Here is a 12,917-nt window from a genome sequence, read left to right on the forward strand (position 1 = left end):
TTCCTGCGACTGTGAAGGTGGGTGGCGCCAACAACAGCGGTGCCACCCACCCGCACTTCTCAGACACGCCCAAGACGAAGATTCGTCTCTGGCTCATCCTCGACTTGTTACGCTGCTGGAGGGAAGAACGCATCCCTGAGTGCGGCCTACCAAGCGGCCTCCAAGGTGTATCTAGCATCCGGGGGATGCTGACGAGACTGGCGCCTCCTTCAACGCGCTGTGTCGGATGCACACGGAGAAGGAGGTGTCGGATGGTGGATGCCTTCTGGGCAGACTTCCTCGTCGACATGCTCCCCAAGGTTCACAGGTTCATTCGAGCTAGGTTCAAGGCAGAATTGGCCGAAGACCTAGCCAGCGACACGCTGGTGACATTGCTACAGAAGCAGGTCAGTCCCCCCAAGGACGAGTCCGAGTTGCTGCAACTGAGGTCCCTGACGTACAAGATCGCGGCACGACACATCTCCAATGCGGAGAAGAAGGCCCGCAGGCAGGCCAAGGTGCTCGAACAGGGGATGCTCCGAGTCACCCCCGGAGTCGATCCGACATACGAAGCGGTCGTCCCGTTGGACTTGGCGGCGGCGATTGCACAGTTGGACTTCAACGACCGCCAGGCTGTGAACCTGATGATTGCAGGCTTCCGCACGGCAGAGATAGCAGAGATTCTCGGCATTACCGCAAAGGCCGCCTCAATGCGATTGGCCCGTGCCCGAGAACGCCTATCCCAAAGACTCGCCGAAGGAAACGAGGTGGATGATGTCACAGCATGATGGCGAGTACGAGCGCGTTGAACAGGAGCTGTCGGCGCTCTTGAATCAGGAGTTCGGCATCCAACCGCAGAGCCTTGACCTCTCCGCCGAAGAACAGACGGCGTTTGAGTCTCGAATGTCGAGCCGAGTCACAGCAGTTCTCCGGGCAGCGAATGAGGCCACCGGGCGGGAGACCAACTCCGCCCGTCACCGCCCCCTGATAGCTGTCGCTGCGGTCGCCCTAGTGGCAATCGTGCTTGGAGTTGGCATCTCGGTTTGGCCAATCACCGAGCAACCGGTACATGCCGCAACACCACCGGTGCTCAAGGTCGAGAACATTGGTCGCCCTACCTACCCTCTCTCCGGCAGTTCTCCTGATGAAGAACTCCGGCGCCTGGCGCGCATTGCCGAAGGTCAAGCCCTCACCCCGGTGACAGGCGATGTCCAGCGGGTGCGAACGGCCGCATGGTGGCTCAACACCAACAAGACTTCAACTGGCCCCGACAGTCGTGTGACCCCAGTAGTGACCAACAACTATCGCTTCAGCGATGGCGACATGCGGGTCATCACCACCGTCGGTGAACCTTTGGACGACGCCGGGAACGTTGGTGCCGGGAGTCAGTCAGGCAACGCCAGTGATGAGGTCATCCCTGCCAGCGCTGGCGACCCCTTAGGCGATCCTGCTGCCCTCCCGCTAGACCCGGCAGAACTTCGCAGGGTGCTACTTGGCACCGATGGCGAGTGCGCTGGCATCGAGGGCACATGCCTCGTCAATGCGATCCAAACACTTGGTCTGACCTCAGTTCCCATCCCTGAGTTGCAAGCCGCACTCCTGAGGGCACTCGTGAATTCGCCGGACATTGCTTACGCAGGTTCGGCGGAAGGGCGCAACGGACGGATGAGTGAGGTGTTCATCCTCGCCAGCCCGGATCGCCTCCAGCAGCGACTCGTTCTGTTTGATGCCGCCACGGGCTTTTTTTCCGGCGATGAGACGGTCTTAGTCGAACACAACGACGAACTCAACGTCGAGGTCCCTGCCGTGATTGAGTTCAACACTGTGCTCGAGCACGAATGGGTCACCGAAGATCAACTTCCCTCAGCCGACTTGACCACAGACTGACCCGACGGGGCTCAGCCCAACGGGCGGATAGCGTCAGCCAGGTACTCAGCGAACTTCTCCGAGCGGGCGCTCAGCATGGCCGATCTCGATTCCTCCAACAGTGTCGGGCGAGAGGGTCTGCCCGGGGACGGCGTGGCGGCTGAGGGGGCGGTGGGTCCCCGTGCGGGTCGGCCGGTCCGGCGGTCGTTCAGCGCTGAGGACAAGCGGCGGCTGGTTGCGGCCTACGACGCGACCCTGCATGGCCAGAAGGGCGCGATGTTGTGCCGTGAGCGGTTGTACGACTCCCACATCACTGAGTGGCGGGCCGCGATCGCCGCGGGGACGCTGGACGCTCCGCCGAAGCGGGGCCGGCCCAAGGGCTCGAAGACGACACGCTCACCCGAGCAGGCCCGGATCGCGGAGCTCGAGCGGGAGAACGCGAAGTTGCGCACGGAGCTGGACAAGACCGAGCAGGCACTGGGCCAAGGACGGACGACGCCTTAGAGGTGCTGGGAAAAGGTGTCGCGTTCTTGGAAGCTTCTGTCGTCGAGGAACGCGCGGTGAACCGGGCCACTGTGGTGGCCTGGCAGACGGAGAGCGTCGGGTCAAGTCCCGGGTAGTGGTGTAGCGCTGCGTTCTCCTTCGTGATGGGTCAGGCAGTCAGGGCTGGTAGGTCATCAGCTCCGATCTCGGGTTCGGTGGTGGGGACGACGTCGACTCGGCAGCGGGTGAGGACTTCGAGTCCGAGGTAGCGGCGGCCTTCGGCCCATTCGTCGGTCTGCTCGGCCAGGACTGCGCCGACGAGGCGGATGATGGCGTCGCGGGTGGGGAAGATGCCGACGGCGTCGGTGCGTCGCCGGATTTCGCGGTTGAGGCGTTCGGCGGGGTTGTTGGACCAGATCTGGGTCCATACGTCCTTGGGGAAACTGGTGAACGCGAGGATGTCGGCGCGCGCACTGTCCAGGTGGTCGTGGACCTCGGGCAGCTTCTCGACGACGTAGTCCAGGAGCCGGTCGAACTGCGCGTGCACGGCGGTGGCGTCGGGCTGGTCGTAGACCGAGTGCAGCATCGCCTTGACCGCGGGCCACATCGTCTTCGGGGTCGCGGCCATCAGGTTCGCTGCGTAATGGGTGCGGCACCGCTGCCACGAGGCACCGGGCGGGTTCGCTGCCACTGCCTCGACCAGGCCGGCGTGGGCGTATGAAGTCACGAGCCGGGGTGGGGCGGCCGTATTCGGCGCCGACGACGGCGTCGGCGTCCGCGGACAGCAGGCGTTGATCATCGTCTGCAACAGCGCCTAACTCGATCGTGAACTACGCGAGCGGTCGCAGCCGACCCGACGTTATTACCGACGTGCCGTCTGACCACGATGCCCGGGTCAACACCCCGCGGGGGCCAGGTCAACGACTAGCGGGCGCGGCGCTGGAGGCGCTCGACGTCCATCAGGATCACCGAACGGGGCTCCAGGCGCAGCCAGCCGCGGGAGGCGAAGTCGGCCAGGGCCTTGTTCACCGTCTCGCGAGAGGCACCCACCAACTGGGCGAGCTCTTCTTGGGTGAGGTCGTGGTGGACGTGGACGCCGTCGTCGGCCGTACGCCCGAAGCGGTCGGCCAGATCGAGCAGAGCCTTGGCGACCCGGCCCGGCACGTCGGAGAAGACGAGGTCGGCGTTGACGTCGTTGGCCTTGCGCAGTCGCGACGCGATCTGGGAGAGCAGACCGCGGGCCACCATCGGGCGACCCTCGAGCCAGCGCAGCAGGTCGGCGTGGGAGAGATAGGCGAACGTCGTGTCGGTGACCGCCGTGACCGTCGCCGAGCGCGGGCCGGGGTCGAAGAGGGACAACTCGCCGAACATCTGGCCGGGGCCGAGGATGGCGAGCAGGTTCTCGCGACCGTCGGCGGACGTACGCCCGAGCTTCACCTTGCCTTCGGTGACGACATAGAGCCGGTCGCCGGAGTCGCCCTCGTGGAAGAGCACCTCGCCGCGGGAAAGCTTGGCCTCGACCATCGAGTCGCGCAGCGCCGTGGCCGCTTCGTCGTCGAGGTGACTGAACAGCGGCGTCTGACGCAGCGCATCGTTGTCCACGGGAACCTCACTCATACAGGCGTACGGCAGCCCGCGAGTCGGACCGACCTGCGCCGATGATAGCCAGCGGTGGCCCAAGTCACACAAGCGGCTCCCCGTAGGCTTCGGCTGTGTCTCGTCTCAACCCGCCCGTCGTACGACCGTCCACCTCGCTGGTGCGGCGCGCTCGCAAGATCGATCGGGTCCTCGCAGACACCTATCCCGACGCCAGGTGCGAGCTCGACTTCGACGATCCGTTCCAGCTGCTCGTCGTCACCGTGTTGAGTGCGCAGACCACCGACAAGCGCGTGAATGCCGTACGCCCGAGGCTCTTCGCCGCCTATCCGACTCCCGAGGCGATGGCCGCGGCGCCGCGCGAGCACCTGGAGGAGATCGTCGGACCGCTCGGCTTCTTCCGCGCCAAGACCGACTCGCTGCTCAAGCTCAGTGCTGCCCTGGTGGACAGGTACGACGGTCAGGTCCCACCCAAGTTGAAGGAACTGGTCACCCTGCCCGGCGTCGGCCGCAAGACGGCCAACGTGGTGTTGGGCAATGCGTTCGGCGTCCCGGGCATCACGGTCGACACGCACTTCGGACGCTTGGCCCGAAGGTTTGCCTGGACCGAGGAGACCGATCCGGTCAAGGTCGAGCACGCGGTCGGCGCGCTCTTTCCCAGGCGCGACTGGACCATGCTCAGCCACCACCTGATCTGGCACGGTCGGCGGATCTGCCACGCCCAGAAGCCCGCCTGTGGTGCCTGCCCGGTGGCCCGGTGGTGCCCGGCGTACGGCGAAGGCCCCACCGACCCCGAGGTCGCTGCGAAGCTGGTGAAGACGGAGGGCCGGGCATGAAGCAGGGGTTCCTTGCCGCCGTGCTGGTCGTCGCCCTCACCGCGTGCACGACCCACGGCGCCGACGAGCCCGAGGTCACCACGCTGCCCGAAGTCACGTTGAAGAACTTCGACGGCCCGGGCGAGACCACGCTCAGCGATCTCAAAGGCCCGCTCGTCGTCAACCTCTGGGCCTCCTGGTGTGGTCCGTGTCGCGACGAGATGCCGCTGCTGGAGGAGTTCTCCCAGAAGTACGAGGGGCGCGTCGACGTGCTCGGCATCGACTTCGAGGACCCGCAGGTCGAGGCGGCCAAGGATCTCGTCGAGGAGTCCGGGGTCACCTACGACCTGCTGACCGACCCTCAGGGCGACGTCAGCGCCACCCCGCCGTTCCCGCCGATCTCACGGATGCCGTTCTTGGCGTTCGTGGACAAGGACGGCACGGTGGTACACACCGAATTCGTGGTGGTCGACCAGATCGGTGACCTGGAAAAGATGGTCGAGGAGCACCTGGGGGTCCAAGGATGAGCATCCCCGCCTGGCTCGGACCGATCCAGGACGGACTCGACCGGATCACCGGCGCGGACCTGACCAGGTTCTTGCCGCCCGAGGATTTCGAGGGGCGTACGGGCGCGGTGCTGCTCCTCTTCGGCGGCGAGACCCGCGAGGAGGCGTACGTCCTGCTCACCGAGCGTGCCCACGACATGCGCTCACATCCGGGGCAGGTGTCCTTCCCCGGGGGATCGATCGACGAGGGCGAGACGGCGCAGCAGGCTGCGCTCAGGGAGGCCGAGGAGGAGACCGGGGTCCGCACCGACGGCATCGAGATCCTGGGCGCCCTGCCCCAGTTGTGGCTGCCGCCCGCCAACTTCGCCGTCACCCCGGTCGTCGGCTGGTGGCGCGAGCCGAGTCCCGTCAGCGTGGTGGATCCCGCCGAGGTGCACGCGATCTATCTGTCGCCGGTCGATGAGTTGCTCGACCCCACCCATCGGATCACGGTGCGCCATCCGCGTGCGCCGGGCTACACCTCGCCTGCGTTCTTGATCGGGGACGACAAGGACCTGATCCTGTGGGGTTTCACGGCCGGCATCATCGCGCGACTGTTCGACTTCATCGGCTGGACCCGGGCGTGGGACGACACGGTCGTGCGCGAGCTCCCGGATCACATGTTCCAGCGATGATGGCTCGATGAACGTCCTCGACTGGTGCCTGCTGGTGCTGGTCGGCCTCTATGCCCTGTCGGGCTACTGGCAGGGCTTCATCACCGGCGCCTCGGCCACGGCCGGTCTGCTGATCGGTGGCGTCCTGGGCATCTGGCTGGCCCCGTTGGCGCTCGGCAACGCCGCGTCCTCGGTCTGGGTATCCCTCGGCGCGTTGTTCATCGTGATCTTGTGCGCTTCGTTGGGGCAGGCGCTGATGCAGTACGTCGGGGCGCACCTTCGCGATCGGATCGCCTGGCAGCCGGTCAGGTTCGTCGATGCGGTCGGGGGAGCCGCGCTCAGCGCGGTGGCCGTACTCCTGGTGTCGTGGGCGTTGGGTGTCGCCGTCTCCGGCTCGCGTCTGGGCGCGCTCACCCCGCAGGTGCGTGAATCGATTGTCTTGGGCAAGGTGGACGCCGCATTGCCCAATGGCGCCAATCGGGTGTTGCGCGCCTTCGACAACGTCGTAGGCAACACCTTCTTCCCGCGCTATCTGGAGCCCTTCGCACCTGAGCGCATCGTGAAGGTCGCCCCCGGCCCCAAGCGGATGTTCACCGACCCCGATGTCGTCAACGCGGCCCCTTCGGTGCTCAAGGTGCGCTCGACCAGGGCTTGCCAGGGCGGCATCGAGGGCTCCGGTTTCCTTTATGCGCGCAACCGGCTGATGACCAACGCGCACGTCGTGGCAGGCGTACGCCGACCCGAGGTGCTGATCGGAGACCGGTCGGTGCCGGCGCGCGTGGTGCACTACGACGCCCGGCTCGACGTGGCGGTGCTCGCGCTCGACACCGCAAACCTGCCCACGCTGCCCTTCAACCGCAGCGCCAAGGCCAAGGACCCGATCGCCATCTTGGGCTTCCCACAAGACGGCCCGTACGACGTCCGCAGCGGCCGGATCCGGGCGCAACAACGCCTGCGCTCACCCGACATCTACGGGTCCGGATCGGTGATCCGCGAGGTGTTCTCCGTACGCGGACTCGTCCGCCCCGGCAACTCCGGCGGGCCGATCGTGGACTCGGCAGGCGACGTCGTGGGTGTCGTCTTCGCCGCCTCGGTCAGCGATCGCCAGACCGGTTATGCGCTCACCGCCGATCAGGTGGCCGAAGCGGCCGCGCTGGGAGTGACGTCCAGCGCCCAGGTGTCGACCGGCCGTTGTGTGAGCTGACGAAGTCAGCGGCGGATCAGGGTCGCCTGGGTCTTCTTGGCCTGCGCGATGGCGCGCTCGGGAGCCTTGACCTTCAGCACCTTGCGATACCCGAGGTAGGCAAGCAGGGCCGCGATCAGCGTGTAGACCCCGAAGACGATCAGGAACGCCCAGTGCAGCGACAGCCCCGAACCGTTCCAGTGGATCAGGTAGGCGAAAGCCACCGACAACATGATGATCGCGAGCAGCCCGATGAACGCGGCGCCGGCGAAGAACCCGGCTCCGGCACCGGCGTTCTTCACGCTGAACTGGATCTCCGACTTGGCGAGTGCGATCTCCTTGCGCATCAGCGCCGACATGTCGGTACTGATGTTGTGGACGAGTCGGCCGATGGTCGGGTCGTCGTCCTTGACCGGCTCGGTTCGCATGTCTGATCCTCTTTCCTCGCGCTGGCTCGTCGAGTGACACTAGCGCCGCAGGTCGTCGATGCGCGGGGCCAGCCTGGAGCACGATAACCTCTCCTCCTGGTGTGCCGGGAAGTCTGGTCGGCTCGCGTGGGATCGTACGCCCCGCGCGGTGTGCAGCCGCCAACCCCGAGGGAGCCCGTCCGCGATGCAGCCCGACATGCCCGACGCCCGCCGCGACGACGACCTGTGGCGGTCGGGGAGGCGGTTCATCTCCAGCGACCGACCGCTGGCACGTCTGGTGGCGCGCCCCGTACGCGAGTTCCTGCGGATCGAGGCGGCAGGCTCCGTGCCGCTCCTGCTGGCGGCTGCCCTGGCCTTGATCTGGGCCAACAGCCCGTGGTCGGAGGCCTACGACCACTTCTGGCATGCCGAGATCTCGCTCGACCTGGGCGTCCTCCAACTCACCGAGTCGTTGCAGCATTGGGTCAACGACGCATTGATGGTGATCTTCTTCTTCGTCGTCGGGCTGGAGATCAAGTACGAGATCGTCAACGGCGACCTGCGCGACCCCAAGACCGCTTCGCTGCCGATCCTGGCCGCGATCGGCGGCATGCTCGTCCCGGCGGGCATCTACCTGGCCCTCAACGCCGGACACGAGAGCAGCGCCGGTTGGGGCATCCCGATGGCCACGGACATCGCCTTCGCGGTCGGCGTGGTCGGGTTGCTCGGTCGCCGGATCCCGTCCGCGGCGCGGATCTTCCTGCTGACCTTGGCGATCGTCGACGATATCGGGGCGATCCTGGTGATCGCGTTCTTCTACACCGCCGACCTCAACCTCACCTGGCTCGCGGTCGCGGTCGCCCTGCTCGCGGTGATGGTGGTGGCTCGCGTACTGCGGATCTGGACGATCTGGTTCTACGTGGTCATCGGCGTCGGCGTGTGGCTGGCGTTGCTGGAGTCGGGCGTACACGCAACCCTGGCGGGCGTCGCCATCGGCCTGCTCACGCCCGCCGAGCCCCTGCTGAAGGAGCAGGTGGCGCGCCAGTACGCAGTCCGCGCGCTCGAAGATCACAGCCTCGACCCGGACGAGTTGGCGCGGTTGCGCTTCCTGTTGCGCGAGTCCGTCCCGGTGGTGGAACGACTGCAGAGCACGCTGCACCCTGTCTCGGCCTACCTGGTGTTGCCCGTCTTCGCGCTGGCCAACGCGGGCGTCGAACTCGGCGCGCTCGACAAGGTGTTCACCTCCGAGGTCGGCCTCGGCATCATCTTGGGGCTGGTCGTCGGCAAGCCGATCGGCATCGCGCTGGCCTCGTGGCTCGCGGTCCGACTCGGCCTCGGTCGGCTGCCGGCAGGTGCCAACTGGTCGATGGTGATCGGACTGGGAGCAGTCGCGGGCATCGGCTTCACCGTGTCGCTGTTCATCGCCGGTCTCAGTTTCCCCGGCCAGGCACTGCTGACCGACGAGGCCAAGATCGCGATCCTGCTGGCGTCCCTGATCGCCGCGGCGATCGGCGTCGTACTGCTGCTGCTGGGCACCCGGGGCCGGATCTCGACCGCGCACGATCAGCGCGATGAGCCGGCCCCGAGCGACTAGGACTACTCGGAGGAGCCGCCCGACTCCTTGGCCTTGATCAGGTCCATCACGGTCGAGTCGGCCAGCGTCGTCACGTCGCCCACCTCACGGTTCTCCGCGACGTCTTTGAGCAGGCGGCGCATGATCTTGCCCGAGCGGGTCTTGGGCAGTTCGGGCACGATCATGATCTGGCGCGGTTTGGCGATCGGGCCGATCTCGTGGGCCACGTGCTTGCGCAGTTCCTCGACGATGTCGGGTCCTCCGTCGCCCGCGGACTCTCGCAGGATCACGAAGGCACACACGGCCTGACCCGTCGTCTCGTCCGCGGCCCCGACCACGGCGGCCTCGGCGACCTTCTCGTGGCGACACGAGCGCCGACTCGATCTCGGTGGTGGACAGGCGGTGACCCGACACGTTCATCACGTCGTCGACGCGACCGAGCAGCCAGATGTCGCCGTCGTCGTCCTTCTTCGCGCCGTCACCGGCGAAGTAGAGCCCGGGCCAACGAGACCAATAGGTGTCGATGAAGCGCTGGTCGTCGCCCCACAGCGTGCGCAGCATCGCGGGCCAGGGCTCACGGAGCACCAGATAGCCGCCGTTGCCGTCAGGCACCGAGTTGGCGTCGTCGTCCACGACGTCGGTGACGATGCCCGGCAGCGCCTTCATCGCCGAGCCCGGCTTGCCCGCGGTGACGCCGGGCAGTGGGCTGATCAGGATCTGGCCGGTCTCGGTCTGCCACCAGGTGTCGACGACCGGGCAGCGGTCGCCGCCGATGACCGTGCGATACCAGACGTACGCCTCGGGGTTGATCGGCTCGCCGACCGAGCCCAGCAGCCGCAGCGACGACATGTCGTACGCGTCGGGAATCTCGCGGCCCTGCTTCATGAAGGTCCGGATCGCGGTCGGTGCGGTGTAGAAGATCGAGACCTTGTAGTCCTGGATGATCCGCCACCAGCGCCCCTTCTCGGGGGTGCCTTCGAACATCACCTGGGTGGTGCCGTTGGCCAGCGGGCCATAGACCATGTAGGAGTGCCCGGTGATCCAGCCGACGTCGGCGGTGCACCAATAGACGTCGTCGTCCTTGAGGTCGAACACCGACCAGTGGGTGAACGAGGTGCCGACCAGATAGCCACCGGTGGTGTGCAGGATGCCCTTGGGCTTGCCGGTGGATCCGGAGGTGTACATCACGAAGAGTGGGTGTCTCGGAGTCGTGCGGCTCCGGCTCGTGCTCGGTCGAGGCGGTGTCGACGATGTCGTGCCACCAGACGTCGCGAGAGTCGTCCCAGGCGACGTCTTGCCCGGTGCGACGGACCACCACGACCTTCTCGACCAGGTCGCCGACCTTGGTCACGGCCTCGTCGACCGCGGGCTTGAGGGCGGACGGCGCACCGCGGCGGTAGCCGCCGTCGGCGGTGATGATCACGCGCGCCTGGCAGTCGACGACGCGTGAGGCCAAAGCGTCGGCGGAGAAGCCACCGAAGACGACCGTGTGCGATCACGCCGAGTCGAGCGCAGGCCAGCATCGCGACCGCGACCTCGGGGATCATCGGCATATAGATCGCCACCCGGTCGCCCTTGCCCACGTCCCAGGGAGGTCAGCGCGTTGGCGGTCTGGGAGACCAGGTCCTTGAGTTCGGAGTAGGTGATGTCGCGCGAGTCGATCGCGATGCCGTCGTCATCGGTGGGTTCGCCGATCCAGTGCAGCGCGACCTTGTCGCCGCGACCGGCGGCGACGTGGCGATCGACGCAGTTGACCGAGGCGTTGAGGGTGCCGCCCACGAACCACTTGGCGAAGGGAGGGTTGTCCCAGTCGAGCACCCGGTCCCACTTCTGTGCCCATTCGAGGCGATCGGCTGCGGCCGCCCAATAGGCCTCGCGGTCGGCGTCCGCGCGGGCGTACGCCTCCTCCTTGACGTTGGCGTGTTCCGCGAGCTCGGCCGGGGGCTCGAAACGTCGGTCCTCGGTCGACAGGTTGGCCAAGGCTCCAGAATTCGTCTCGGCGTTTTGCTCGCTCACGTCGCAGTCTCCTCAAGATTCACGGTTCAGGGTGTCGTCCCGGTCGAGACTAGGACGGTCTGGTTGTTCAGGGATAGGGCCGTCCGCCGGGCCGAGCAGGGACCCGGCCCGGCGGACGTGGGTTTCAGTGTGAGATCGCGCCTTCGGCGCCCGCGCCGGTGAGCGCACGAACCTCGAGCTCGTCGAACTCCTGGACGGCCTGGGTCTCCTTCGACGTGATCGTGCCGAGGTAGCCCAGCAGGAAGCCGAGCGGGATCGACACGATGCCGGGGTTCTCCAAGGGGAACCACGAGATGTCGATGCTGGTGGGCAGCAGCGACAGGTTCTTGCCCGTCACCGGGTCCAGGCCCTTGCCCGACATGACCGGCGAGAAGAACACCAGGCCGAGCGAGGAGATCAGGCCGCCGTAGATGCTCCACAGCGCGCCGCGGGTGTTGAAGCGCCGCCAGAACATGTTGTAGAGGATCGACGGCAGGTTGGCCGCTCGCCGCAACCGCGAAGGCCAGTGCGACCAGGAACGCGATGTTGAGGTTCTGGGCCGGGATGGCCAACAGGATCGAGACCCCACCGATGATGAAGGCGGTGATCTTGGCGACCTTGATCTCCTGCTTCTCGGTGGCCTGGCCGTCCTTGAAGACCGAGTTGTAGAGGTCGTGTGCCACCGACGTAGAAGACGCCAGCGTCAGACCCGCGACCACGGCCAGGATCGTCGCGAACGCGATGGCCGCGATCACCGCGAGCAGGATGGCGCCGCCGGTCGTACCTGGGCCGCCGCCCACGGCCTCCGCCAACAACGGGGAGGCGAGGTTGCCCTTGGATTCGGCCACCTTGGCCCATTCGTCACCGGTCACCAAGGCGCGCGCACCGAAGCCGAGCACCAGGGTGAAGAGGTAGAACGTGCCGATCAGGCCGATCGCCCACAGCACCGACTTGCGCGCGTCGCGCGAGGTGGGAACCGTGTAGAAGCGGATCAGGATGTGTGGCAGGCCGGCCGTACCCAGCACCAGCGCGAGGCCCAGCGAGATGAAGTCGATCTTGGAGGTCTCCGACACGCCGTACTTCAGTCCGGGGGCCAGGAACTGCTCCGCAGATGCCGACTTCGCGGTGCCCGCAGCCTCTGCTGCCGCGTCCGCGCTCGCCTTGTAGTTGTCGGCTGCCGTGCCCAGCAGGTCGGAGAGGTTGAAGCCGAACTTCGCCAGCACCATCACCACGATGACCGCGGAGCCGACCATCAGCAGGACCGCCTTGATGATCTGCACCCAGGTGGTGCCCTTCATGCCACCGACGGTGACGTAGAAGATCATCAGCAGACCCACGCCGACGATGGTGAAGTTCTTGACCGCTTGGCTCTCGACGCCGAGCAGCAGCGCGACGAGAGCGCCTGCGCCCACCATCTGGGCCAGCAGGTAGAAGATCGACACGACGACAGTGGAGGTCGCGGCAGCCGTACGGACGGGGCGTTGCCGCATCCGGTAGGCCAACTGGTCGGCCATCGTGTAGCGACCCGAGTTGCGCAGGAGTTCGGCCACCAGCAGCAGCGCGACCAGCCAGGCGACCAGGAAGCCGATGGAGTAGAGGAAGCCGTCGTAGCCCGAGAGCGCGATGGCGCCGGAGATGCCGAGGAACGAGGCGGCCGACATGTAGTCGCCGCCGATCGCCAGGCCGTTCTGGAAGCCGGAGAACGAGCGACCGCCGGCGTAGTAGTCGGCCGCGCCCGAGGTCTGGCGGCTGGCCCATACGGTGACGGCGATCGTCGCGATCACGATGACACCGAAGAGCAGGGAGGTCAGCGTCTGCTTGCTGTCGCTGGCGCCGGTCACGAGGACCGAGATGAGGGCGT

General features: G+C 66.6%; 12 protein-coding genes and 4 pseudogenes. 9 read left to right on the forward strand and 7 right to left on the reverse strand.

Annotation, left to right across the window (positions count from 1 at the left end; all coding sequences use genetic code 11):
• The first annotated feature begins 251 nt into the window (after nucleotides 1–251).
• From V9G04_00395 to V9G04_00405, 3 genes are all read left to right on the forward strand, one after another.
• On the forward strand, nucleotides 252–767 hold the full coding sequence (locus tag V9G04_00395; protein MEI2711779.1) for an RNA polymerase sigma factor: 516 nt from the start codon (nucleotides 252–254) through the stop codon (nucleotides 765–767).
• Complete coding sequence (locus V9G04_00400; protein ID MEI2711780.1) at nucleotides 703–1,866, forward strand: hypothetical protein; 1,164 nt, start codon at nucleotides 703–705, stop codon at nucleotides 1,864–1,866. The genes V9G04_00395 and V9G04_00400 overlap by 65 nt, the downstream gene beginning before the upstream one ends.
• A gap of 75 nt (nucleotides 1,867–1,941) precedes the next feature.
• Entirely contained in the window at nucleotides 1,942–2,349 is a 408-nt protein-coding gene (locus V9G04_00405; GenBank protein MEI2711781.1) for a hypothetical protein, read from the forward strand.
• Between the two features lie 148 nt (nucleotides 2,350–2,497).
• Here the strand turns inward: V9G04_00405 and V9G04_00410 are convergent.
• Together V9G04_00410 and V9G04_00415 are read right to left on the reverse strand one after the other, a co-directional pair.
• Nucleotides 2,498–3,061, reverse strand: a pseudogene (locus tag V9G04_00410) (transposase).
• Between the two features lie 191 nt (nucleotides 3,062–3,252).
• Complete coding sequence (locus V9G04_00415; GenBank protein ID MEI2711782.1) at nucleotides 3,253–3,945, reverse strand: Crp/Fnr family transcriptional regulator; 693 nt, start codon at nucleotides 3,943–3,945, stop codon at nucleotides 3,253–3,255.
• 95 nt (nucleotides 3,946–4,040) lie between these two features.
• Here V9G04_00415 and nth point away from each other — a divergent pair, with 95 nt between their 5' ends.
• The 4 genes from nth to V9G04_00435 are packed head-to-tail and all read left to right on the forward strand — an operon-like array spanning nucleotide 4,041 to nucleotide 7,102.
• The gene (gene nth / locus V9G04_00420) at nucleotides 4,041–4,760 is read left to right on the forward strand and encodes an endonuclease III (protein MEI2711783.1); all 720 of its coding nucleotides are present in this window, start codon (nucleotides 4,041–4,043) and stop codon (nucleotides 4,758–4,760) included.
• The gene (locus V9G04_00425) at nucleotides 4,757–5,266 is read left to right on the forward strand and encodes a TlpA disulfide reductase family protein (GenBank protein ID MEI2711784.1); all 510 of its coding nucleotides are present in this window, start codon (nucleotides 4,757–4,759) and stop codon (nucleotides 5,264–5,266) included. Before nth ends, V9G04_00425 begins: the two co-directional genes overlap by 4 nt.
• The gene (locus tag V9G04_00430; protein ID MEI2711785.1) at nucleotides 5,263–5,919 is read left to right on the forward strand and encodes a CoA pyrophosphatase; all 657 of its coding nucleotides are present in this window, start codon (nucleotides 5,263–5,265) and stop codon (nucleotides 5,917–5,919) included. Before V9G04_00425 ends, V9G04_00430 begins: the two co-directional genes overlap by 4 nt.
• A 7-nt stretch (nucleotides 5,920–5,926) precedes the next feature.
• The gene (locus tag V9G04_00435; GenBank protein ID MEI2711786.1) at nucleotides 5,927–7,102 is read left to right on the forward strand and encodes a MarP family serine protease; all 1,176 of its coding nucleotides are present in this window, start codon (nucleotides 5,927–5,929) and stop codon (nucleotides 7,100–7,102) included.
• Between the two features lie 5 nt (nucleotides 7,103–7,107).
• Here the strand turns inward: V9G04_00435 and V9G04_00440 are convergent, their stop codons facing one another.
• On the reverse strand, nucleotides 7,108–7,509 hold the full coding sequence (locus V9G04_00440) for a phage holin family protein (protein ID MEI2711787.1): 402 nt from the start codon (nucleotides 7,507–7,509) through the stop codon (nucleotides 7,108–7,110).
• 196 nt (nucleotides 7,510–7,705) lie between these two features.
• Between V9G04_00440 and nhaA the strand changes: the two genes are divergently transcribed.
• On the forward strand, nucleotides 7,706–9,082 hold the full coding sequence (nhaA, locus tag V9G04_00445; protein ID MEI2711788.1) for a Na+/H+ antiporter NhaA: 1,377 nt from the start codon (nucleotides 7,706–7,708) through the stop codon (nucleotides 9,080–9,082).
• Nucleotides 9,083–9,267: 185 nt separating this feature from the next.
• Here nhaA and V9G04_00450 read toward each other — a convergent pair.
• Together V9G04_00450 and V9G04_00455 are read right to left on the reverse strand one after the other, a co-directional pair.
• Nucleotides 9,268–9,399 (reverse strand): annotated as a pseudogene (locus V9G04_00450) (hypothetical protein).
• 289 nt (nucleotides 9,400–9,688) lie between these two features.
• Nucleotides 9,689–10,246 (reverse strand): annotated as a pseudogene (locus tag V9G04_00455) (AMP-binding protein).
• Here V9G04_00455 and V9G04_00460 point away from each other — a divergent pair.
• The gene (locus tag V9G04_00460; GenBank protein MEI2711789.1) at nucleotides 10,239–10,511 is read left to right on the forward strand and encodes a hypothetical protein; all 273 of its coding nucleotides are present in this window, start codon (nucleotides 10,239–10,241) and stop codon (nucleotides 10,509–10,511) included. The pseudogene V9G04_00455 and the gene V9G04_00460 overlap by 8 nt on opposite strands.
• Here V9G04_00460 and V9G04_00465 read toward each other — a convergent pair.
• Nucleotides 10,481–11,077, reverse strand: coding sequence for an acetyl-coenzyme A synthetase N-terminal domain-containing protein (locus V9G04_00465; GenBank protein ID MEI2711790.1), 597 nt, complete (start codon nucleotides 11,075–11,077; stop codon nucleotides 10,481–10,483). The two genes, V9G04_00460 and V9G04_00465, sit on opposite strands and share 31 nt — an antisense overlap.
• 124 nt (nucleotides 11,078–11,201) lie before the next feature.
• Nucleotides 11,202–12,909: pseudogene (locus tag V9G04_00470) on the reverse strand (cation acetate symporter).
• Nucleotides 12,910–12,917: the final 8 nt, after the last annotated feature.

This window comes from Nocardioides sp., assembly GCA_037045645.1.
Lineage (GTDB): Bacteria > Actinomycetota > Actinomycetes > Propionibacteriales > Nocardioidaceae > Nocardioides.

Bases quoted from the DNA above. Each gene is read 5' to 3' on its own strand.
- V9G04_00415 (MEI2711782.1), bottom strand. From the start codon at position 3,945: ATGAGTGAGGTTCCCGTGGACAACGATGCGCTGCGTCAGACGCCGCTG.
- nhaA (MEI2711788.1), top strand. From the start codon at position 7,706: ATGCCCGACGCCCGCCGCGACGACGACCTGTGGCGGTCGGGGAGGCGG.
- V9G04_00425 (MEI2711784.1), top strand. From the start codon at position 4,757: ATGAAGCAGGGGTTCCTTGCCGCCGTGCTGGTCGTCGCCCTCACCGCG.
- V9G04_00435 (MEI2711786.1), top strand. From the start codon at position 5,927: ATGAACGTCCTCGACTGGTGCCTGCTGGTGCTGGTCGGCCTCTATGCC.
- V9G04_00405 (MEI2711781.1), top strand. From the start codon at position 1,942: ATGGCCGATCTCGATTCCTCCAACAGTGTCGGGCGAGAGGGTCTGCCC.
- V9G04_00430 (MEI2711785.1), top strand. From the start codon at position 5,263: ATGAGCATCCCCGCCTGGCTCGGACCGATCCAGGACGGACTCGACCGG.
- V9G04_00395 (MEI2711779.1), top strand. From the start codon at position 252: ATGGTGGATGCCTTCTGGGCAGACTTCCTCGTCGACATGCTCCCCAAG.
- V9G04_00440 (MEI2711787.1), bottom strand. From the start codon at position 7,509: ATGCGAACCGAGCCGGTCAAGGACGACGACCCGACCATCGGCCGACTC.